This window comes from Pseudomonas sp. GW821-FHT07F05 (genome assembly GCF_059418765.1).
This window is the reverse complement of the sequence record NZ_JBWKQL010000003.1, coordinates 175,495-196,659: the sequence shown is the minus strand read 5'-3', so window position 1 is coordinate 196,659 and position 21,165 is coordinate 175,495. Positions and strand designations below refer to the sequence as shown.

Genomic DNA, 21,165 nt, shown 5'->3' with positions numbered 1-21,165 from the left:
CTCAGGCCGCAGCCTTAGCAGATTCCTTCAACAGCGAAGCAACACGCTCAGAAGGTTGTGCACCAACGCTCAGCCAGTAGGCCAGACGCTCTTGGTTCACGGACAGACGGATTTCCTGACCACGGGCAACCGGGTTGAAGAAACCGATTTGTTCCTTGTGGGAACCGTCACGTGGGTTGCGGCTGTCGGTGACAGTCAGGTGGTAGAACGGGCGCTTTTTAGAGCCGCCAAGGGCAAGACGGATTGTTAGCATTGAACAATTTTCCTGTAGTCGGTGCTGCAAATCTAAGATGCACAGCGGGCATGGGTGCCCGAAAGGCCGCATATTCTAAGGAATATCCGGATTTTTGCAAATGACTTTTTCCGGCGTACGCCGTCGGGCCACCTAGATCTGCCATGGAGCCGTCAGGTATGACGGCAGTGAGTGCCTGCCTGAGCAGGCCACCGGGACGGTTGCCCCAATGAAGAACGCGCGGGAATAACGCCCGCGCGATGCAATTTACATTTTGGGCATACCGCCGCCGCCGGGCAGCATTCCGCCCATGCCGCGCATCATCTTGGCCATGCCGCCCTTGGTCGAAAACTTTTTCATCATCTTCTGCATCTGTTTGTGCTGCTTGATCAGACGACCGATGTCCTGCACCTGGGTGCCGGAACCCATGGCGATACGGCGTTTGCGTGAACCGCTGATCAACTCAGGGTCGCGACGCTCGGCCGGGGTCATCGAGTTGATGATGGCTTCCATCTGCTTGAACTGCTTCTCGGCGGCGCTTTGCGCGTTGCCCATCTGCGACAGATTAACGCCGCCGATGCTTGGCAGTTTGTCCATGAGCCCGCCCAGGCCGCCCATGTTCTTCATCTGTTGCAACTGATCGCGGAAGTCTTCGAGGTCGAAGCCCTTGCCCTTCTTCAGCTTCTTGGCCAGTTTGTCGGCCTTGTCCTTGTCGAGGGTCTGTTCGGCCTGCTCGATCAGACTGAGCACGTCGCCCATGCCCAGGATGCGCGATGCGATACGGTCGGGATGGAACGGCTCCAGCGCCTCGCTCTTCTCGCCCATACCGATGAACTTGATCGGCTTGCCGGTGATGGCGCGCACCGACAGCGCAGCACCGCCACGGGCGTCACCGTCGACCTTGGTCAGGATCACGCCGGTCAGCGGCAGCGCGTCACCGAAGGCCTTGGCGGTGTTGGCGGCATCCTGGCCGGTCATGGCGTCGACCACGAACAGCGTCTCGGCCGGCTTGACCGCCGCGTGCAGCGCCTGGATCTCGCCCATCATTTCCGCGTCGATGTGCAGACGACCGGCGGTGTCGAGGATCACGACATCGATGAACTTGAGCTTGGCTTCTTTAATAGCCGCTTCGGCGATGTCGACCGGCTTCTGGCTGATGTCGGACGGGAAGAACGTCACGCCGATGTCGTTGGCCAGGGTTTCCAGCTGCTTGATCGCGGCGGGACGGTAAACGTCCGCCGACACCAGCATCACGGTTTTCTTTTTGCGTTCTTTCAGGAAGCGGGCGAGCTTGCCGGCAGTAGTGGTCTTGCCCGCACCTTGCAGACCGGCCATCAGGATGACCGCCGGCGGCGTGACGTTGAGGGTCAGCTCTTCGTTGGCCGCCCCCATCATCTCTTCCAGCTCGGCCTGGACGATCTTCACGAACGCCTGGCCCGGCGTCAGGCTGCGCGACACCTCGGTGCCGACGGCGCGCTCCTTGATGCGATTGACGAAGTCTTTGACAACCGGCAAGGCGACGTCGGCTTCAAGCAGCGCCATACGCACTTCACGCAGTGTGTCCTTGATGTTGTCCTCGGTCAGCTTGGCCTTGCCAGTGACCTGGCGCAGCGTCTGCGAGAGACGATCTGTCAGATTTTCAAACATGCGTGATCCTTTAGGTTCGTGCTGAACCCCGATTGATGCGGCCCGGCCCGTAGCGGCCTTTTCAGTCGGCTGCCGACATCGCGACGCCTGCGCTTTACAGGATGGCTACTAATAATAGCGACGCTATAAAGGCGGCTGAAACAGCGATCGGCGAGCCTGTGGCTTGAGCAGGTCGCGGATTATAGCGAAGACTCCGGCGCACGGACACCACGGCGTCTGCTTCTCTGGTCTTTCGTGGAATGCGCGTTATATGCCAAACTCACCCGCTTTCGGGCACGCCCAACAGGATCTATGTCCCCCTTGTCACCGAGTTTGCTCTTCAGCCTCGCCGCCGCTGTCTTTTACGCCGCTGCGACCGTCTACCAGGGTATGCGCCTGCGTCAGGGCCAAAACGCCGACAAATGGCTGCTGTGCCTGATCGGCACCCTTGCCGTTGCCTGCCAGGCCAGTGCCCTGTTCGGCCAACTGGTGCGCCCTATCGGCCTGGGTCTGGACTTTTTCAGTGCCGCCAGCCTGATCGCTGTGTCCGTGATCATCGTGACCATGCTCGCGTGCATTCGTCTCCCGGTGGAAATCCTGCTGATCCTCCTGTTCCCGCTGGGGCTGCTGACGACCCTGATGGCGCAGTTTGCGCCCTCCGGTACGCTGCAGCCGATCATTGAAGAACACGGCATCATCAGCCATATCCTGCTGTCGATCCTCGCTTACGGGATGTTTACCATTGCGGTGTTCCAGTCGCTGCTCCTGTTGTTGCAGGATCATCAACTGAAAAACAAACACCCCCTTGGCCTGATCAAAAGCTTCCCGCCGCTGCAAACCATGGAAAGCCTGCTCTTCGGCTTCCTCTGGGCCGGCTGGGTGTTGCTATCGATGTCGCTGATTTCCGGCTGGCTGTTCGTCGAAAACCTGTTTGCCCAGCATCTGGTGCACAAAACCCTGCTGTCGATCCTGGCGTGGATCGTCTTCAGTGTGCTGCTGTGGGGACGCCATCATCTGGGCTGGCGCGGCCACAAGGCGATCCGCTGGACCCTGGGCGGGTTCCTGCTCCTGATGCTCGCCTATTTCGGCAGCAAGCTCGTTCGTGAATACATCCTGCACATCTGACGGGCGTTGATCATGGATAATCTGCCGGTCGGCACAATGCTCACGCTGCTTGCCCTGCTCACCCTGTGGTCCGGGCTATTCAGTGCGGTCGAGGCTGCGCACCACAATCTCAGGGCAATGCCGGTCAACCCCCGCTCCAACGAACCACCGAAGCCTGTTCTGGCGTTCAACCTCAACAGCCTCATCCTCGGCAACACGCTGCTCAAGGCGCTGATTACCGTCCTCGCCACGTTACTTGCCATCGGCCACTGGTATTTCCACGGTCCGCTGATTGCCTGGCTGGGCGTCGCCAGCGTGCTGGTGGTGGTGACCGAATTCATTCCGCGAAAGCTGGCGGCGCGTCGCCCCGAATCCATTCTGCTGCTGGGCAACAACGTGCTGCGCATCCCGGTTCGCCTGTTGCAGCCGCTGACCTGGATCTATAAGAACATCGCTAAAACGCTGTTGCGCCCTTTTCTGTCGAAGCGTCGGCCAGACAGCGTCGATGACGATGACGACGCGCACCCGACGGTCTATCAGGACAACGAAAGCCAGTATGGCCGCGCCCACGTGATCTCCGGAATCCACGCGCTGGACCGCATGACCGTGAACGACATCCTGGTGCCGCGCAGCGAAGTCGACGGCATCAACCTCGACGACACCATCGAAGAGATCATCGACAAGCTGATCATCTCCCGGCACACCCGTCTGCCGGTCTACCACAACGACATCAATCAGGTGGAAGGCGTGCTCAACACGCGGATGATCAGCCACCTGCTGCCGCGCAACGAACTGACCAAAGAGGCACTGCAAGCCGCCTGCTACGAGCCGTACTTTGTGCCGGAAAGCACGCCACTGCAGATGCAACTGCTCAACTTCCATAAGCAGCAGCGGCGCATGGGCGTGGTCGTCGATGAATACGGCGAGGTGCTGGGCATCGTCAGCCTCGAAGACATTCTCGAAGAGATCGTCGGTGAATTCGAAAGCGAGCAAGCCCTCGATAACCCGCACATACAGCCGCAGCCTGACGGGCGTCTGGTGATTGATGGGGCGGCTTCGATTCGCGATTTGAATAAAAGCCTCGCCTGGCATCTGCCCTCCGATGGCCCCAAAACCCTCAACGGGCTGATCACCGAAGCGCTGGAGACGATCCCCAACAGCGCGGTCTGCCTGAAGATCGGGCCCTACCGCCTGGAAATCCTCGAGACCGAGGACAACCGGGTGAGCCGGGTGCTGATGTGGCTGAACACCCGCACCAAAGACGTGATCTGAAGACGTGATATAAACAGGCAGGCGGCGCCCTGAAACACTTGTTTCCGCGCCAATCCCCTTCCTATAATCGATCCGCTTACCCAGCCCCGCCGATCCGCGTGCTACCCGCACAACGCGCGATCCGGCCAGTCACACAGCCTGACCGCTCACGCGACACCCTGGCCTTCGCTCCCATCCCGAGCACGCCACGCGCCTTTGCCCGCATCCGGGCTAATCTGTTCAGCGCTGGACCCAAAACAACAATTACGATTGCCGCAGCGCGCGCACGAAATTTCGTCTCCCGCTGACAGGCGATACGACTGCCAGGGATATCCGCATGACCATGACTTCTGCCTGTCCAACCCGCGACGAAAGCGAAACCCGCCCCGCCAACTCTGCGGCCCGCGTCGCCACCGCCAGCTTCATCGGCACCGCGATCGAATTCTACGATTTCTACGTGTACGCCACAGCCGCCGCGCTGGTGATCGGCCCGGTGTTCTTTCCGCAAACTTCCAGCACCGCACAGATGCTGTCGGCGTTTCTAACGTTCGGGATCGCCTTTCTCGCACGTCCGCTGGGCTCGGCGCTGTTCGGCCACTTCGGTGACCGTGTCGGCCGCAAATCGACGTTGGTCGCCTCCCTGTTGCTCATGGGTGTCTGCACCACGCTGATCGGCGTGTTGCCGGGTTACGACGCCATCGGCTCATGGGCGCCGATTCTGCTCTGCGTGCTGCGCTTCGGCCAAGGCCTCGGACTGGGCGGCGAATGGGGCGGCGCGGCGCTGCTGGCCACCGAGAATGCGCCCAAGGGCAAACGTGCGTGGTTCGGCATGTTTCCGCAGTTGGGTCCTTCCATCGGTTTCCTTGCAGCAAACGGGCTGTTTCTGACGCTGGCGATGACGCTGGACGACGAGCAATTCCGCTCCTGGGGCTGGCGCGTGCCGTTTCTGCTCAGCGCCGTGCTGGTCATCATCGGGCTGTACGTGCGGCTGAAGCTTGAGGAAACGCCTGTTTTCGCCAAGGCCATCGCCCGCCATGAGCGTGTGAAACTGCCAATTGCCGAACTGTTCGGTCAGTACTGGAAGCCGATGCTGCTGGGGGCAGCGTCAATGGTGGTGTGCTACGCGCTGTTCTACATTTCCACCGTCTTCTCGCTAAGCTACGGGGTGAAAACCTTGGGTTACAGCCGCGAGTCGTTTCTCGCCATGCTGTGTTTTGCGGTGCTGTTCATGGCCCTGGCGACGCCGCTTTCGGCATTGGCGAGTGATCGATTTGGTCGCAAGCCGGTGCTGGTGATCGGCGGCGTGCTGGCGATCCTGTCGGGCTTTCTGATGGAGCCCTTGCTGACCCACGGCACGACTTGGGCGGTGACGCTGTTCCTGTCGATCGAGCTGTTTCTGATGGGCGTTACGTTCGCGCCGATGGGGGCGATGTTGCCGGAGCTGTTTCCTACGCGGGTGCGTTATACCGGCGCGTCGGCGGCCTACAACATCGGTGGCATTGTCGGTGCCTCGGTCGCGCCGTTCTTCGCACAGAAGCTGGTGGAAATGGGCGGCCTGAGCTGGGTCGGTGGGTATGTCTCGGCGGCGGCGTTGATCAGCGTGATCGCCGTGCTGTGCCTGAAAGAAACCCGGCACGCAGACCTGGATACGATTGCCTGATCACACCGGATCTCTTTTTTAGCGACGCAACAGCCAAACAAAAACGGCGCCCCTGAGGGCGCCGTTTCTATTCAGCGTAAAGCTTACAACTGGACCTTCACCGCCATCGAAGCGCGAGTGGCCTTGCGACGGGCCGCTTCGATCGACTCGTCACGGGCCAGAGCCACGCCCATGCGGCGCTGACCATTGACCTCGGGCTTGCCGAACAGGCGCAGCGCGGTGTCCGGTTCGCTCAGGGCTTGTTCCAGGTTGGCGAACGCCGTCTGGGTCGATTGACCTTCCACCAGAATCACCGCCGACGCCGATGGCCCGAACTGGCGAATCAGCGGGATCGGCAGACCGAGAATGGCCCGGGCGTGCAGCGCGAACTGCGACAGGTCCTGGGAAATCAGCGTGACCAGACCGGTGTCGTGGGGACGCGGCGAGACTTCGCTGAACCAGACCTGATCGCCTTTGATGAACAGCTCGACGCCAAACAGGCCACGGCCACCCAGCGCTTCGGTTACCGCTTTGGCGACGCGCTCGGACTCGGCCAATGCGACCGGGCTCATGGCCTGGGGCTGCCACGATTCCTGATAGTCTCCCTTCTCCTGACGATGCCCGACCGGCGCGCAGAAGGTGGTGCCGCCGACGTGACGCACGGTCAGCAAAGTGATTTCGTAATCGAAATCAATGAAGCCTTCGATGATCACCCGGCCTTTGCCGGCACGACCGCCTTCTTGGGCGTAGTCCCAGGCCTTCTGGATGTCAGCGTCGGTTTTCAGCAGGCTCTGGCCTTTGCCCGACGAACTCATCACCGGCTTGACCACGCACGGGAAGCCCAGGTCTTCGACGGCTTTTTTGTAGTCTTCGAAGGTGTCGGCGAAGTGATACGGCGAGGTCGGCAGGTCCAGCTCTTCAGCGGCCAGACGACGAATACCTTCGCGGTTCATGGTCAGCTGCGCAGCGCGGGCCGTCGGAATGACCGTGAAGCCTTCGGACTCCAGCTCCACCAGGGTCGCGGTGGCGATGGCTTCGATTTCCGGGACGATGTAATGGGGCTTCTCGGATTCGATGACCGCACGCAAGGCGGCGCCGTCGAGCATATTGATCACGTGGCTGCGGTGCGCGACCTGCATCGCCGGAGCGTTGGCGTAACGGTCGACGGCGATCACTTCAACGCCCAGGCGTTGCAGCTCGATCACCACTTCCTTGCCAAGCTCGCCGCAACCGCAGAGCAAAACGCGGGTCGCGGTCGGCGACAGTGGAGTTCCGATTTGAGTCATCTCAGGTCCTCGTGGAGCAGGTCGAGGGTTGCTCGCCGTGTGCAAGCAACCGCAGGTAGAAAGGCGCGCAATTTACCATGAAGGCCGGGGAATGGGATGCAGCGGCGCAGGGTTGATTCAACGTCGAGGGCTGTTGCCACTCACCTGAAACATCATCCCACTCGCCCTCGCCCGCTCATCGCAGGCGAGCAACACGGCATGGCGCGCCTGGTTGTCCATTCGGCTCCAGCCGGTGATCTCGGCCACGGTGCGCTGGCAACCGGTGCAGATGTCGGCGTCGTCCAGTGCGCAAATGCTCACACAGGGCGAGCGGACCGGCTTTTCACGGATCGGCTGTTCATCGACGGGTGCTGCATGGATGGGGGGTTCGGCGCTGGACATCAATCTTCCTGCGGGGCCAGGTCACGCGCGTAGCGCTGGGCGTTGTGGACGTAGTGGGCGGCGCTGGCGTCGAGCATCTGCTTCTGTGCGTCAGTCAGCTCGCGGACAATCTTGCCCGGCGAGCCCATGACCAGTGAACCGTCAGGAATGACTTTGCCTTCGCCGATCAGTGAATTCGCGCCGATGATGCAGTGTTTGCCGATCTTCGCGCCGTTGAGGATGACCGAGTTAATGCCGATGAGCGTGCTGTCACCCACGCTGCAACCATGCAGCATCGCGTTGTGGCCGATGGTCACGTTGCGGCCGATGGTCAGCGGCGAGCCCATGTCGGTGTGCATGACGGTGCCGTCCTGCACGTTACTGTTTTCGCCGATGTCGATCAGCTCGTTGTCGCCGCGCAGCACGGCGCCAAACCAGACGCTGGCGTTGGCCTGCAAGCGCACATTGCCGATGACAGTCGCTGTCGGCGCGATCCAGCTGCTGACGTGCGCGTCGACGCGGGCATCGCCCAGGCGGTACTTCATGGTCTGCTCCTCATGGCTCGGTTCTCATGGCTCGGTTCTCATCGCTCGGCGCGGCCGTGGCTCAGGATTTCAGCGTGTGGATGATTGATCGTTTGGGCGGTTCGTTGAGGTCGATGCCGCTGTCGAACAACAGGTTCATCAGCTCGACGATCATGATCGCGGTCAGGCCCCAGATCTTGTACTCGCCGAAGCGGTAACTCGGCACGTACCAGCTGCGCCCTTGATAGTCGATGCGGTGGGTGTGTTCGCGCGCATCCTGGCGGAAGAAATCCAGCGGCACGCTGAAGACCGCCGCGATCTCGCCATCATTAGGGGTGTATTCAACGAAGTCGGGAATAACGCCGACGTAGGGCGTCACTTTGATGCCGTGCTTGGAGATCAACGGACTCAGCGGGCCGATCACCTCCACGAGACCCGGTGGCAAACCGATTTCCTCTTGGGCTTCGCGCAGCGCCGTGAAGATCAGGTCAGGGTCTTCCGGATCACGCCGTCCGCCCGGAAAGGCCACTTCGCCGCCGTGGGTCGACAGGCCGCTGGCGCGCAGGGTCAGCACCAGTTCGGGCTCTGCGCTGCGAGTGATGGGCAGAAGCACGGCGGCCTCGGGAAAGCGCGCGTCCGTTTCCAGCATCACCGGCGTGTGGCTGCTCATACGGTGAAGTAGCTCATCCAGCATGGGAATTCTCGATCGGTTGCCTGCCCGGCATCATGCACCAAAGCGACGATGCGCCCAAGTCTTGTAGGACAACCCGCCCGCGCAAGACGCCTCTTGCCGTCCACCCGCGCTACAGCTCAAGATAGCCGCTGCCAACAGGAACCCGATTCGATCATGAAATTCTGCAGCAACTGCGGCGAACAGGTCATCCAGCGTATCCCCGAGGGCGACAGCCGCCCGCGTTACGTGTGTGAACATTGCGACACCATTCACTACCAGAACCCCAACATCGTGGCCGGCGTCGTGCCGGTGTGGGGCGAGAAAGTGTTGCTGTGCCGTCGCGCCATCGAACCACGACTGGGTTACTGGACGTTACCCGCCGGTTTCATGGAAAACGGCGAAAGTGTCGAGCAGGCCGCGCGCCGCGAGACACTTGAAGAAGCCTGCGCGGAGGTCGAGGACCTGCAGCTGTATTCAATGATCGATGTGCCGCACATCAACCAGGTGCACATCTTCTACCGCTCGAAGCTGGTCAGACCGGAGTTCGCGGCCGGCATCGAAAGCCTGGAAGTGAAGTTGTTCGACGAAGCCGATATCCCGTGGTCGGAGCTGGCTTTCCAGACCGTCAGACGTACCCTAGAATGCTTTTTCCGCGACCGGCGGCAGCAGGATTTCCAGGTGCACACCGATTGCCTGTCCGTCACACCTCCTCATAAAACCACTTGATCAAGACGACGGCGCGCGATTGCCGCGCAGGCTTCAGGGATACCCTTTTCATGCGTTGGTTGCTTGCCGTTTTATGCCTGTCGGTTGTGCCGATGTCCCAGGCTGCGTTCACTCAGACCATCGTGCCCAAAGGCAGCGAACAGAAGTTCGTCGGCGGTAAGGTTGTCGACACCCAGAACATCGCGGACCGGACCATCGATAAGGTGCTGGTGCTCAAATCCGCGCATCAGCTGCAGCTGATCAGCCGTGGCGAGGCGCTGAAGACCTATCGAATCTCACTGGGCAAAGCGCCCATCGGACCGAAACTGCAAGAGGGAGACCAGCGCACACCGGAAGGTTTCTACTGGCTCGACTGGCGCAAGACCAGCGACGCCTACAACCTGTCGATGCACATTTCCTACCCCAACATTTCCGATGCCGCACGCGCCCGTCGCGAAGGCCTGAAGCCCGGCAGCATGATCATGATCCACGGTACGCCGATCAATGACGATTACCCGGAGTGGTATTTCCACACGCTCGACTGGACGAACGGCTGCATCGCGATGCGCAACAGCGATATTCGTGAGGTGTGGGATCTGGTGAAAGACGGCACGATGATCGAGATCAGGCCGTAAGTAGCTGCGGGGGTCATGCAGAACGCATCTGTCTAAAGCAAGGCTGCGGGGAAAGCTAGATATCTTCCAGTTTCCACACGTCATAAGCCGGTACTTCGTAAGGATGACTGGCCTTCAACGCAGCAACCGCCTGCCCGATCAGCTCATCTGACACGACAAGCTCGACCTTCCATTCCTGAACCTGCTCGACCTCGCCGGCGTGCCCGATGAATGGCTGACTGCCGTCCAGCGGGCGAAACTGGCCTTGCCCGAGCACCTGCCATGAGCAGCGGTCATACGCGCCGATTCGCCCCGCACCGGCGGCGAACAACGCGCTTTTGACCTGCTCCACATGGCTCGGTGGCACAAAGAAGGCCAGCTTGTACATCAGCGGTCAGTTAACCCAGACGCGCGCGTTACGGAACATGCGCATCCACGCGCCATCTTCAGCCCACTCATCCGGACGCCACGAGTTGGTCACGGCGCGGAACACACGCTCAGGGTGCGGCATCATGATGGTGACGCGACCGTCGAGCGTGGTCAGACCCGCGATACCACGGGGCGAGCCATTCGGGTTGGCGGGATAGGTTTCAGTGACCTTGCCGTGATTGTCGACGAAACGCACGGCAACGGTGCCGGACAGATCGGTTTCAATCAGCGCTTCAGGGGTCTTGAACTCGGCGTGACCCTCACCGTGCGCGATGGCGATCGGCATGTGCGAGCCGGCCATGCCTTGCAAGAAGATCGACGCCGACTTCTGGATTTCGACCATCGCCACGCGCGCTTCGAACTGCTCCGAGCGGTTGCGCACGAAGTGCGGCCAGAACTCGCTGCCCGGGATCAGTTCGCTGAGGTTGGACATCATCTGGCAACCGTTGCAGACACCCAGCGCGAAGCTGTCGCTGCGGGCGAAGAAGCCCTGGAACGCATCCCGTGCACGGCTGTTGAACAGCGCGGACTTGGCCCAGCCTTCGCCGGCGCCCAGTACGTCGCCGTAGGAGAAACCACCGCACGCGACCAGACCTTTGAAGTCATTGAGGTCGACGCGACCGGCAAGGATGTCGCTCATGTGCACATCAACCGAGGCGAAACCGGCGCGGTCGAAGGCAGCCGCCATTTCAACCTGACCGTTGACGCCCTGCTCACGCAGCACTGCCACCTGTGGGCGAACGCCCTTCTTGATGTAAGGCGCAGCGATGTCGTCGTTGACGTCATAGCCCAGCTTGACGTTCAGGCCCGGGTTGTCTTCTTCCAGCAGCGCATCGAATTCCTGATCGGCGCAATCGGCGTTATCACGCAGGCGCTGGATCTGATAGCTGGTTTCGCTCCACTGGCGCTGCAGCAGGCGGCGATCACCTTTGAACACGGTGTCGCCGCTCAGGCTGATGATCACGTCACTGTTGTTGATCGGCTTGCCGATCACGGCGACGCAATCTTCGCCCAGGCCGGCAGCGCTGAACTGTGCAAGCACGAGCGGCGTGGCGTCCTGGCGAACCTGGATCACTGCACCCAACTCTTCGTTGAACAGAATGGCCGCGACTTTTTCGCGCTTGCCGGTCAGCGTATCGAGCTCGAGGTTCAGGCCACAATGGCCTGCAAACGCCATTTCCAGCACGGTCGCCATCAAGCCACCGTCGGAACGGTCGTGATAGGCCAGCAGGTGGCCATCGGCGTTGAGGCCCTGAATGACGGCGAAGAAGGCTTTGAGGTCTTCGGCGTCATCGACGTCCGGCGCGACGCTGCCGAGCTTGCCGTGGGTCTGGGCGAGAATCGACGCGCCCATACGGTTCTGGCCACGGCCGAGGTCGATCAGGATCAGATCGGTCAGGCCCTTGTCCATGCGCAGTTGCGGGGTCAGGGTCTTGCGGATGTCGGTGACCGGTGCGAAACCGGTAACGATCAGCGACAGCGGCGAGGTCACGGTTTTCTCGGCGCCTTCGTCGCTCCAGCGGGTCTTCATGGACATCGAGTCCTTGCCCACCGGAATGGTAATGCCCAGCTCGGGGCACAGCTCCATGCCGACCGCTTTCACGGTGTCGTACAGACGCGCGTCTTCGCCCGGGTGGCCGGCGGCGGACATCCAGTTGGCGGACAGCTTGATGTCGGAGATCTTGCCGATGCTCGACGCCGCGATGTTGGTCAGGGTCTCGCCAATCGCCATGCGACCGGACGCCGGAGCATCCAGCAAGGCCAGCGGAGTGCGCTCGCCCATCGCCATCGCTTCGCCTGTGTACACGTCAAAGCTGGTTGCGGTGACGGCGACGTCCGCCACGGGCACTTGCCACGGGCCGACCATCTGGTCGCGATTGACCATACCGGTGATGCTGCGGTCGCCAATGGTAATAAGGAAGCTCTTGCTCGCCACGGCCGGATGATGCAACACGCGCTGCACGCTTTCTTCGATGTCGAGGGCGCTTGGGTCGAAGTCGTCGCCCAGCTCGGTTTCACGCTCGGCCGAACGGTGCATGCGCGGGGCCTTGCCCAGCAGCACTTCCAGCGGCATGTCGACAGGGTTGTTGCCGAAGTGGCTGTCGGTGACGGTCAGTTGCGGCTCTTCAGTCGCCTCGCCTACCACCGCAAACGGGCAACGCTCACGTTCACAGATGGCTTTGAAGCGTTCGAAATCAGGGGCGCTGACCGCCAGAACATAACGTTCCTGGGACTCGTTGCTCCAGATTTCCAGCGGCGCCATGCCTGGCTCGTCGTTCGGCACGTTGCGCAGCTCGAAGCGGCCGCCGCGTCCGCCGTCGTTGACCAGTTCCGGGAAGGCGTTGGACAGACCGCCCGCGCCGACGTCATGGATGAACGCGATCGGGTTGGCCTCACCCAGCTGCCAGCAGCGGTCGATGACCTCCTGACAACGGCGTTCCATTTCCGGGTTTTCACGCTGTACCGAGGCGAAGTCCAGGTCAGCCGAGCTGGTGCCGGTAGCCATGGAGGAAGCTGCGCCGCCACCCAGACCGATCAGCATCGCCGGGCCGCCGAGCACGATCAGCTTGGCGCCGACGGTGATTTCGGCTTTCTGCACGTGCCCTTCGCGAATGTTGCCCATGCCGCCTGCGAGCATGATTGGCTTGTGGTAGCCGCGAACTTCATCGCCGTGTGGCGTGCTGATCGACTGCTCGAAGGTACGGAAATAACCGGTCAGGGCCGGACGACCGAACTCATTGTTGAACGCCGCGCCACCCAGCGGGCCTTCGATCATGATGTCCAGCGGCGTCACGATGCGCTCGGGCTTGCCGTACGGCTTTTCCCAAGGCTGCTCGAAACCCGGAATGTTCAGGTTGGACACCGTGAAACCGGTCAGGCCGGCTTTCGGCTTGGCACCACGGCCGGTTGCGCCCTCGTCGCGGATCTCGCCGCCGGAACCAGTGGCTGCGCCCGGAAACGGAGCAATCGCCGTCGGGTGGTTGTGGGTTTCGACCTTCATCAGAATGTGCACCGGCTCCTGAACCGCACCGTACTCGCGGCTTTCAGGATTCGGGAAAAAGCGGCCGGCAACGCTGCCGACGATCACCGAAGCGTTGTCCTTGTAAGCGGACAGCACGCCTTCGTTGTGCATCTGATAGGTGTTCTTGATCATGCCGAACAGGCTTTTTTCCTGGCTCTGGCCGTCGATGTCCCAACTGGCGTTGAAGATCTTGTGACGGCAGTGCTCGGAGTTCGCCTGCGCGAACATCATCAGTTCGATGTCGTGGGGGTTGCGCTTGAGGCCGGTGAACGCGTTCACCAGATAATCGATTTCGTCTTCGGCGAGGGCCAGGCCCAGTTCGACGTTGGCTTTTTCCAGCGCCGCGCGGCCGCCACCCAGTACGTCGATGGCGATCAGCGGCTTGGGCTCGGCGTGGCTGAACAGGCTGGCGGCCTCTTCCAGCGCGCCCAGTACGATCTGGGTCATGCGGTCGTGCAGCGCGTCGGCGATCAGCTGTGCGTCGGCGTCGCTGAACTGACCTTCTACATAAAAGGCAATACCGCGCTCAAGACGCTGGATCTTAGTCAGGCTGCAATTGCGCGCGATGTCGGTGGCCTTGCTCGACCATGGCGAAATGGTGCCGAAACGCGGGAGGACCAGGAACAGACGGCCCGCGGGCTCCTGCACCGGTACGCTCGGACCGTATTTCAGCAGGCGGGCAAGCACTTGCTGCTCGTCTTCGGTCAGGACGCCATTGACCTCAGCGAAGTGGGCGAATTCAGCGTACAGGCCACTGACAGCCGGAACTTTATCGTTCAGCTGCGCAAGTAATTTCTTGTGGCGGAAGGCGGAAAGGGCGGGAGCACCACGCAGGATCAACATCGTCGGGACAGCCTCGGGAAGGGGGTGTGCTTTGAGGCCGTGCATTCTAGCCTAATCGCTCACCGTCGGCACCCGAAACCACGGCATGGGATGCACCCGAATGTCGGCTCCGGGCGCTTGCCTGCGTCGGAAGGTAAAAAATCCTCTGCTCTATCAGACGCGACCCGCGCTGTCGAGATATGGCGGTATGGCTGCTTTGCGTATACTGCACCGATGTTTTCCCAATCAGATTTCCGCCCACGCTGTGCCAAGTGGCTCATCGCAACCGGAATCTTCCTGCTGCTCGGCGCGTGTGTGGAGAAACCCAACACGCTGGAACGAGTCAAGGAGGATGGCGTTTTGCGCGTCGTCACCCGCAACAGCCCGGCGACCTATTTTCAGGACCGCAACGGTGAAACCGGTTTTGAGTACGAACTGGTGAAGCGCTTCGCCGACGATCTGGGCGTTGAACTGAAAATCGAAGCCGCCGACAACCTCGACGACCTGTTCGATCAGATGGGCAAACCCGGCGGGCCGGTGCTGGCGGCAGCGGGTCTGGTCAGCAGCGAAAACCGCGCGAAGCAGGTACGTTTTTCCCACTCCTATCTTGAAGTCACCCCTCAGGTCGTTTACCGCAACGGTCAGTCGCGCCCCACCGATCCGGGCGATCTGGTCGGCAAGCGCATCCTCGTGCTTAAAGGCAGCAGCCACGCCGAGCAACTGGCAGCGCTGAAGGTCAAGTACCCCGGCATCAACTACGAAGAGTCCGATCAGGTCGAAGTCGTCGACCTGTTGCGCATGGTGGACGAGGGCCAGATCGATCTGACCCTGGTGGACTCCAACGAACTGGCGATGAACCAGGTGTATTTCCCCAACGTGCGCGTTGGCTTCGACCTCGGCGATGGCCGCGATCAGCGTTGGGCAGTGGCGTTAGGCGATGACAACAGCCTGCTCAATGAGATCAACGCCTATCTCGACAAAATGCAGAAAAACGGCATGCTGCAGCGGCTCAAAGACCGCTATTACGGGCATGTCGACGTGCTCGGTTACGTTGGCGCCTACACCTTCGCCCAGCACTTGCAGGAACGCCTGCCCAAGTACGAAAAGCACTTCCAGACCGCCGCCAAGGCTGAACAGGTCGACTGGCGTTTGCTGGCGGCAATCGGTTATCAGGAATCCTTGTGGCAGCCGGGCGTGACGTCGAAGACCGGCGTGCGCGGCTTGATGATGCTCACCCAGAGCACGGCCCAGGCCATGGGCGTGTCCAATCGGCTCGACGCCAAACAGAGTATTCAGGGCGGCGCCAAGTATTTTGCCTACGTCAAGGAACAGCTCGACGACTCGATTCAGGAGCCCGATCGTACCTGGCTGGCGCTGGCGTCCTACAACATTGGCACAGGCCATCTGGATGACGCGCGCAAGCTGGCGGAAAGCGAAGGCCTGAACCCGAACAAGTGGCTGGACGTAAAGAAGATGCTGCCGCGTCTGTCGCAGAAGAAGTGGTACAGCAAAACCCGCTACGGTTATGCCCGGGGGGGCGAACCGGTCAGTTTCGTCGCCAACATCCGTCGTTATTACGACATCCTGACGTGGGTGACGCAGCCACAGATGGAGGGCGGTCAGGTCGCGGAGGGCTCGTTGCATGTGCCCGGGGTAGACAAGACCAAGCCGTCGGAAGAGAAAGCGCCGCTTTAGTCAGCGCCAGAAACTGTCCGGGATGGCCTCAAAAACACAGGACTTGTGAGAGTGAGCTTGCTCACGAAGACTGATTCCGAGGCGCTGGAGGTGTAGTGATTTCACTCACACGGCCTGACAGCAAACCCAGCTCCAGCTACCCCTTCGCTCGCCTCATCCTGAAAAACTCGCTCAGCATCGTCCCGCACTCCTCCCCCAGCACCCCGCCTTCAAACAGCACGCGATGATTCAGGAAAGGCTGTGTGAAGAACTGGCCCTGACTCTGCACCACCCCCGCTTTCGGCTCAGTCGCGCCATATACCACGCGGGTGATGCGCGAGTGGACGATCAAACCGGCGCACATGCTGCAGGGTTCCAAGGTCACGTACAGCGTGCTGCCCGGCAAGCGGTAATTGCTGAGCGACTGCGCCGCCGCACGAATGGCGACCATCTCGGCGTGGGCGCTGGGGTCGCTGCCGCTGATGGGGCAGTTGAAACCGCGGCCCACGATTTCACCGTCCTGCACCACCACCGCGCCGACCGGCACCTCGCCCAGCAACGCACCCTCCGCTGCCAGCGCCAGGGCTGCACGCATGAAGTGCTGATCGCGGCTGCGATCGATGATAGGCGGCTGACGCATCAGGAGACCTCGATAGCGGCCATGAGACCGGTTTCCATGTGATCGATCACATGGCAGTGAAACATCCATACGCCGGGATTATCCGCCACCAAAGCGACGCGCGCGCGCTCATTGCGCCCCAGCAGGTAGGTGTCGGTGAAGTACGGAATCACGTCCTTGCGATTGGAGGCGATGACTTTGAAGCTCATGCCGTGCAAGTGAATGGGATGCTGATACTGCGTCATGTTCTTCAGCTCGAAGATGTAACTCTTGCCTCGCTCAAGCCTGGCGATCGGCCGGTCGGCACAGGTCTTGTCGGTGATGTCCCAGGCCTGCCCATTGATCTGCCACAAGCTGGGCGGTTTGCCGTTGTCGACATTCACCGACACTGAACCGACCCACTCGAAATTGAAATTGAGCTTCTCGGCAGTGGCCAGATCAGGCTCGGCGACCGGATTCGCCGGCAGCTCAGGCGGCCATTCGCCCGGCGCATCGCTGTTGGGGACCGAGCGAAAGGTGCCCAGCCGCACGGGGCCGTTGCGCAGGGATATCTCTTCACCGACGGCAGGCGCCTTGATAGCCAGACAGATGCGCATGCCCGGCCCCAGCCAGTAATCCTTGCCCAGCGCGCGCGGTTTGACCGGGTTGCCGTCCAGGGCGTAGATCATCGCCTCAGCGCCCGGCAGGTTCAGACGATAGGTCACCGTGTTGTCCAGGTTGAGAATACGCACCCGGGTGATCTGCCCGGCAGGCAGCTCGACGACGCCTTGTGGCACGCCATTAATCGTGGACAATCGCCCCGCCGTACCTTCGCGTGCGGCCTCGCGAATGACGCTGAAATCGGTGAAAGCGCCCTCCTCGTCAACGTGCCAGCTCTTCAGGCTGACCACGCGTTCGTGGGCAAACCCGGTGGGCTCGCGCTCCTCGACGATCAGCGGCCCGACCAGCCCGCGACCGAGCTCCTCGCTGCTGCTGACGTGGGGGTGATACCAATAACTGCCGGCGTCCGGCACGCGGAATTTATAGTCGAAATACTCGCCCGGCTTGACCGGCAATTGCGAGACGTACGGCACGCCGTCCATTTCCAGCGGCAGCCGGATGCCGTGCCAGTGAATCGTGGTTTCTACAGGCAAGTGATTGATGAAGCGCACCCGTAGCCACTCGCCCTGCCTGACCCGCAATTCAGTGCCCGGCGCCGAACCGCCGAATGCCCAGGCGGGCGTCTGGTGTCCCGCAACCAGCTCGACGTCCAGCGGCGCGGCAATCAGTTCGTAATCGTGCCCTTCGCCCGGCCCGCGCTTGCCCAGCCAATACCTTGAGGCACCGCCCGCGCCAAGCCCGACCACGGCAAGACCGGCCAGACCTCCGAGTATCTGTCGACGGGTAAAAGACATGTACGAAAAAACCTCAAACGACGGGTCGCATCCTTGAACGATGCGAGGGGCGGACACGATACACCTGCACTTACAGAAATTTAAGAAGACCGCGTACGCAATACATATTTAGTGCCAAATCAATCGGCAATCCCGCCAAGCTTGTCTTCCCGTTCATCAAGGAAGACGAATATGACCACCGCAGCTAATCACCTGTCCTCTGCAACCCTGGACCAGGATCGAACCGCCCTCATCAGAATAAGTGAGCGTCTGGTCGAGGCCTGCCCGGACATGCGTGAAATGGCCCGCAGCATCGCCCGGGAAATCCTCCTGCGTCAGACCGGTCACGACGCCGAACCCGACACGGTTTACTGGCACCGCTTCCACACGGCGGTCAGCAGTCCGCGATCATTCAATGGCTGGCAGCACCGCGACGCGCCCTATCAGTCGATGACCCTCCCGCAGCTGGTCATGCACCGTTTCAATCCCCACGACCAGGACAACGCTGACACCCTGCAGATGCTTAGCGGGTTCTACACCGCAGACGCCGATGCGGAAGCCTTCGATGAGCGAAACGAGGTCAGGATGTTGCCCGCTCAGGTCATGGGTGAGTTTTGGTCAGTGGATTTCAAATCCCGCTATCACGAGAAGCTAAAGGCGTTCTGGCGCGACTTCGCCGATCACTTCCGCACCATGGCGAAGGCCAACTTCATCGCCAACGCCCTTGAAGACCGTCACGCGGGATGGCTCAGCGACGAAGACCTGCGAAGCGTTCTATGTGCGGCGAACGTTGAACCGTACGAGTCACCGAGCCTGGAAACCCTTCAAGCCAGCGCTCCGGCCAGCGCCGAAGCGAGCGTCTGGACCTTCGACGTGATCGGCTACGAGGCCAGCGATATCCTGCGCATCGTGACCGCCGGCGGCCGACAGATTCTCTACACCCCCGGCGAAGTGCAGGCGTTTCATGCTTTTGCGACGCCGGAAGAACTGCACTGGTGGCTGCTGTCGCAAAACAACCGCCCGGAGCGACGCGCGCGTTTCATGGGTCACTTCCCGCTGTCAGCCTACGGCGAGGCTGACGACAACATCGGGTTGTTTCACGGCCTGGACGTGCTTTACACCACATGGGGCGGGGCGCATCCCGGCGTGATCAATCAACACAGCCAGCACGTGTCGGGCGACCCGTTCACTCATCTGCGCGACTCAATCCGCACGCGGATGTTGGCCGACGCAGACCTGGCGCTGCACTCCAACGGCGATCTGCGCAAACAGATGTGGATTGGTTATCTGCGGTCGTTCTCTCAGCTTTCCGGTGCGCTGGCAGCGATTGACTGGCCGATTGCGCTGGCAGCCGTCGGCGCGGGCATCGCCGACATGGGCCTGAATATCGATCAGGCCCTGAACGGCGCAAGCACGGCGCAACGCAAGGCGGGGGTTGTCGGCGCTGTGACGGCCAGCATCGACGTCCTGTTCAACAGCACCTTTCTTGTCGGCGGGGAAGCGATATCGGAAGGCGAGTTGCTGCGGCCTAAACCCGAGGGGGAACCAGTACCCGAAGTCGATGAGCCTATTGATCAATTCGTGGAAACGCCGGGCTTCGAACCAGAATCCGTTTACCCCTTTGAACGCAACGATGGGCTGGCCTCCTTCGAGACCAACATGCTGCTGGACGCCTTCGAACCCATACGCGAAGGCCGTATGAAAGGCATCTACCTGACTGATCAGGGCGAGACGTTTATCGAGGTCGATGGCTTCGCCTACGCCGTTCGCTACATCAACGAGCTCAAATCCTGGGCCATCATTGATCCGGAAAATCCCTTCTCGTTTTACCGAAACTTGCCTGTGCGACTTAACAGCGCCGGCACGTGGGAGCCTGTCACACCCCTGGGCCTGTCAGGCGGCGGGAAGGTGCTCGGCAGGATGTGGCCCGGTCGTGGTGTCGGCGTTTCTCCGCAGACGACCACCCCTCCCAGCCCATACGAAATCCCCGACGCGCTGAAACCGGAGGTCATGGATGGCGCGCAGTATGGCGGTCGCTTTGTCGACGATCGCTATCGCAGTCCCGATTTCGACAAGCCCGACCCGTACGACGAGTTCAAGCGCATCCGTCGCAATCTGCGAGACGACGCCAACGCATTCTTCAACACGCTAGAACAGCCAAAGCGTCCAGAGATTCCCGAACTGCCTGCCAACGCGCCGCTCAAAAGCGTTCTCAAGAGCCTATTCAAACGCTCGTCGGGCCTGGTCATCGGCGAGAGTCATGCCGGGATCGGCAGCAAGCAATTTCTCATTGAACAGATGCCGTTACTCGCCAAGCTCAAGGTGAAAACCCTCTACATGGAGCACATGCTCACCGACTTCCATCAGGCTGATCTGGATGCTTTTTCGAGAACCGGCACTTTGTCGTCTCAGCTCGAGGAGTACATCAAGACGCTGGACAAAGGCCATCGAACTGACCCAACCGGAAAGTACACCTTCATGGCCGTGCTCAAATCCGCGCAAGAAAACCGCGTGCGCATTCGGGCAATCGACTGCATGGCGAGCTACCGCGTCGACGGCATGGAAGGCGCGGAGCAAACGCTGCGGCAGAAGGTGATGAACTACTACGCCAAGGGCGTCATCGACGCGGACCAAGGGGCGAGAAGCGACGGCAACTGGGTGGCACTTGTGGGTAACTCCCACGCCAATACGTACCAGGGTGTTCCCGGTATCGCGGAACTGGAAGGGGTTGTAGGGCTGCGCATTGAGGACGTTCGTTTGGCAGAGTCAGCGGGAATAACGTCAGACCCCGGTATTGAAACGACCGACACGGTGGGCCGTCGTGCGGGACGAGTGCAGAGTGATCTGCGTCTGCAGGTTCTGGTCGCCGCGCCCCGGATTGAGCTCAGCCTGGAGAACAAACTGCTTCGAGCGGGCATGTTCACCCTCGATGACAGTGACGGTCAGTTGACCCTCGTTCACCGCAGCAATGAAGGCTTGGCTGTTCGTACCGAGATCAAACGGGAGGGCAAGCGCGTCTTTATCGACCGGCCGAAGTGGCAGCGAGTGAGCGGACGTCGGTTTGAGACGTTGGGGGATTTGACGTCAGCGCTGGAGCTGATGGGGATGACGTTGGTGCGGTGAGGCTTTGAAGCTTTGAATGCAAAAAAGCCGGGGGATGCGTTGATGCCCCCCGGCCTTTAGGCTACGACGTTATAACGAGTTCAGATCAG

Annotated in this window: 17 protein-coding genes; 7 read left to right on the top strand and 10 right to left on the bottom strand. The window is 61.0% G+C overall.

All coding sequences use genetic code 11. From position 1 onward, the window contains the following. Nucleotide 1 precedes the first annotated feature (1 nt). Both rpsP and ffh read right to left on the bottom strand, forming a co-directional pair. Nucleotides 2-253 (bottom strand): 30S ribosomal protein S16, encoded by a 252-nt coding sequence (gene rpsP, locus AC07RO_RS08675; RefSeq protein WP_037012442.1) that lies wholly within the window; start codon nucleotides 251-253, stop codon nucleotides 2-4. Nucleotides 254-499: 246 nt separating this feature from the next. After that, nucleotides 500-1,879 (bottom strand): signal recognition particle protein, encoded by a 1,380-nt coding sequence (gene ffh / locus AC07RO_RS08670; protein ID WP_122535068.1) that lies wholly within the window; start codon nucleotides 1,877-1,879, stop codon nucleotides 500-502. A gap of 291 nt (nucleotides 1,880-2,170) precedes the next feature. On the opposite strand from ffh, the gene AC07RO_RS08665 reads away from it, so the two are divergent. From AC07RO_RS08665 to AC07RO_RS08655, 3 genes are all read left to right on the top strand, one after another. Further along, on the top strand, nucleotides 2,171-2,983 hold the full coding sequence (locus tag AC07RO_RS08665; protein ID WP_495085834.1) for a cytochrome C assembly family protein: 813 nt from the start codon (nucleotides 2,171-2,173) through the stop codon (nucleotides 2,981-2,983). A 12-nt stretch (nucleotides 2,984-2,995) separates the two neighbouring features. Next, complete coding sequence (locus AC07RO_RS08660) at nucleotides 2,996-4,234, top strand: transporter associated domain-containing protein (protein ID WP_192170767.1); 1,239 nt, start codon at nucleotides 2,996-2,998, stop codon at nucleotides 4,232-4,234. 322 nt (nucleotides 4,235-4,556) lie between these two features. After that, nucleotides 4,557-5,873 carry an MFS transporter gene (locus tag AC07RO_RS08655; RefSeq protein WP_192171048.1) on the top strand — a complete coding sequence of 439 codons (1,317 nt, stop codon included), beginning with the start codon at nucleotides 4,557-4,559 and terminating at the stop codon, nucleotides 5,871-5,873. An 83-nt stretch (nucleotides 5,874-5,956) separates the two neighbouring features. Here AC07RO_RS08655 and purT read toward each other — a convergent pair whose 3' ends face one another. From purT to AC07RO_RS08635, 4 genes are all read right to left on the bottom strand, one after another. Next, the gene (purT, locus tag AC07RO_RS08650; protein ID WP_172610874.1) at nucleotides 5,957-7,138 is read right to left on the bottom strand and encodes a formate-dependent phosphoribosylglycinamide formyltransferase; all 1,182 of its coding nucleotides are present in this window, start codon (nucleotides 7,136-7,138) and stop codon (nucleotides 5,957-5,959) included. Nucleotides 7,139-7,255: 117 nt separating this feature from the next. Continuing rightward, nucleotides 7,256-7,519, bottom strand: a complete 264-nt coding sequence (locus tag AC07RO_RS08645; RefSeq protein ID WP_495085833.1) for a DUF1289 domain-containing protein — start codon at nucleotides 7,517-7,519, stop codon at nucleotides 7,256-7,258. Then, a complete protein-coding gene (locus AC07RO_RS08640) occupies nucleotides 7,519-8,043 on the bottom strand; it encodes a gamma carbonic anhydrase family protein (RefSeq protein WP_495085832.1) in 525 nt (174 codons plus the stop codon). The genes AC07RO_RS08645 and AC07RO_RS08640 overlap by 1 nt, the downstream gene beginning before the upstream one ends. 61 nt (nucleotides 8,044-8,104) lie before the next feature. Beyond that, the gene (locus tag AC07RO_RS08635) at nucleotides 8,105-8,716 is read right to left on the bottom strand and encodes a CoA pyrophosphatase (protein ID WP_192170764.1); all 612 of its coding nucleotides are present in this window, start codon (nucleotides 8,714-8,716) and stop codon (nucleotides 8,105-8,107) included. A 153-nt stretch (nucleotides 8,717-8,869) separates the two neighbouring features. Between AC07RO_RS08635 and AC07RO_RS08630 the strand changes: the two genes are divergently transcribed. Together AC07RO_RS08630 and AC07RO_RS08625 are read left to right on the top strand one after the other, a co-directional pair. Further along, nucleotides 8,870-9,421, top strand: coding sequence for an NUDIX hydrolase (locus tag AC07RO_RS08630; RefSeq protein WP_495085831.1), 552 nt, complete (start codon nucleotides 8,870-8,872; stop codon nucleotides 9,419-9,421). A gap of 50 nt (nucleotides 9,422-9,471) precedes the next feature. After that, a complete protein-coding gene (locus tag AC07RO_RS08625) occupies nucleotides 9,472-10,035 on the top strand; it encodes a L,D-transpeptidase family protein (RefSeq protein WP_495085830.1) in 564 nt (187 codons plus the stop codon). 55 nt (nucleotides 10,036-10,090) lie between these two features. Here the strand turns inward: AC07RO_RS08625 and AC07RO_RS08620 are convergent, their stop codons facing one another. Continuing rightward, nucleotides 10,091-10,402 carry an NGG1p interacting factor NIF3 gene (locus AC07RO_RS08620; RefSeq protein WP_495085829.1) on the bottom strand — a complete coding sequence of 104 codons (312 nt, stop codon included), beginning with the start codon at nucleotides 10,400-10,402 and terminating at the stop codon, nucleotides 10,091-10,093. Nucleotides 10,403-10,408: 6 nt separating this feature from the next. After that, nucleotides 10,409-14,308, bottom strand: coding sequence for a phosphoribosylformylglycinamidine synthase (gene purL / locus AC07RO_RS08615; RefSeq protein WP_495085828.1), 3,900 nt, complete (start codon nucleotides 14,306-14,308; stop codon nucleotides 10,409-10,411). 213 nt (nucleotides 14,309-14,521) lie between these two features. Between purL and mltF the strand changes: the two genes are divergently transcribed. Continuing rightward, on the top strand, nucleotides 14,522-15,982 hold the full coding sequence (gene mltF / locus AC07RO_RS08610) for a membrane-bound lytic murein transglycosylase MltF (protein ID WP_282370268.1): 1,461 nt from the start codon (nucleotides 14,522-14,524) through the stop codon (nucleotides 15,980-15,982). Nucleotides 15,983-16,118: 136 nt separating this feature from the next. On the opposite strand, the gene tadA is transcribed toward mltF, so the two are convergent. Together tadA and AC07RO_RS08600 are read right to left on the bottom strand one after the other, a co-directional pair. Continuing rightward, on the bottom strand, nucleotides 16,119-16,601 hold the full coding sequence (gene tadA / locus AC07RO_RS08605) for a tRNA adenosine(34) deaminase TadA (protein WP_346625578.1): 483 nt from the start codon (nucleotides 16,599-16,601) through the stop codon (nucleotides 16,119-16,121). Further along, a complete protein-coding gene (locus tag AC07RO_RS08600; RefSeq protein WP_346625579.1) occupies nucleotides 16,601-17,974 on the bottom strand; it encodes a multicopper oxidase family protein in 1,374 nt (457 codons plus the stop codon). The genes tadA and AC07RO_RS08600 overlap by 1 nt, the downstream gene beginning before the upstream one ends. Before the next feature lie 171 nt (nucleotides 17,975-18,145). On the opposite strand from AC07RO_RS08600, the gene AC07RO_RS08595 reads away from it, so the two are divergent. Further along, a complete protein-coding gene (locus AC07RO_RS08595; protein WP_495085827.1) occupies nucleotides 18,146-21,076 on the top strand; it encodes a membrane-targeted effector domain-containing toxin in 2,931 nt (976 codons plus the stop codon). Nucleotides 21,077-21,165 lie beyond the last annotated feature (89 nt).

Coding starts and splice junctions, on each gene's coding strand:
- AC07RO_RS08595 (WP_495085827.1), top strand. CDS start 18,146: ATGACCACCGCAGCTAATCACCTGTCCTCTGCAACCCTGGACCAGGAT.
- AC07RO_RS08635 (WP_192170764.1), bottom strand. CDS start 8,716: ATGCTGGATGAGCTACTTCACCGTATGAGCAGCCACACGCCGGTGATG.
- mltF (WP_282370268.1), top strand. CDS start 14,522: ATGTTTTCCCAATCAGATTTCCGCCCACGCTGTGCCAAGTGGCTCATC.
- AC07RO_RS08630 (WP_495085831.1), top strand. CDS start 8,870: ATGAAATTCTGCAGCAACTGCGGCGAACAGGTCATCCAGCGTATCCCC.
- purT (WP_172610874.1), bottom strand. CDS start 7,138: ATGACTCAAATCGGAACTCCACTGTCGCCGACCGCGACCCGCGTTTTG.
- AC07RO_RS08640 (WP_495085832.1), bottom strand. CDS start 8,043: ATGAAGTACCGCCTGGGCGATGCCCGCGTCGACGCGCACGTCAGCAGC.
- AC07RO_RS08620 (WP_495085829.1), bottom strand. CDS start 10,402: ATGTACAAGCTGGCCTTCTTTGTGCCACCGAGCCATGTGGAGCAGGTC.
- tadA (WP_346625578.1), bottom strand. CDS start 16,601: ATGCGTCAGCCGCCTATCATCGATCGCAGCCGCGATCAGCACTTCATG.
- rpsP (WP_037012442.1), bottom strand. CDS start 253: ATGCTAACAATCCGTCTTGCCCTTGGCGGCTCTAAAAAGCGCCCGTTC.
- AC07RO_RS08645 (WP_495085833.1), bottom strand. CDS start 7,519: ATGTCCAGCGCCGAACCCCCCATCCATGCAGCACCCGTCGATGAACAG.
- AC07RO_RS08660 (WP_192170767.1), top strand. CDS start 2,996: ATGGATAATCTGCCGGTCGGCACAATGCTCACGCTGCTTGCCCTGCTC.
- AC07RO_RS08600 (WP_346625579.1), bottom strand. CDS start 17,974: ATGTCTTTTACCCGTCGACAGATACTCGGAGGTCTGGCCGGTCTTGCC.
- ffh (WP_122535068.1), bottom strand. CDS start 1,879: ATGTTTGAAAATCTGACAGATCGTCTCTCGCAGACGCTGCGCCAGGTC.
- AC07RO_RS08665 (WP_495085834.1), top strand. CDS start 2,171: ATGTCCCCCTTGTCACCGAGTTTGCTCTTCAGCCTCGCCGCCGCTGTC.
- AC07RO_RS08625 (WP_495085830.1), top strand. CDS start 9,472: ATGCGTTGGTTGCTTGCCGTTTTATGCCTGTCGGTTGTGCCGATGTCC.
- purL (WP_495085828.1), bottom strand. CDS start 14,308: ATGTTGATCCTGCGTGGTGCTCCCGCCCTTTCCGCCTTCCGCCACAAG.
- AC07RO_RS08655 (WP_192171048.1), top strand. CDS start 4,557: ATGACTTCTGCCTGTCCAACCCGCGACGAAAGCGAAACCCGCCCCGCC.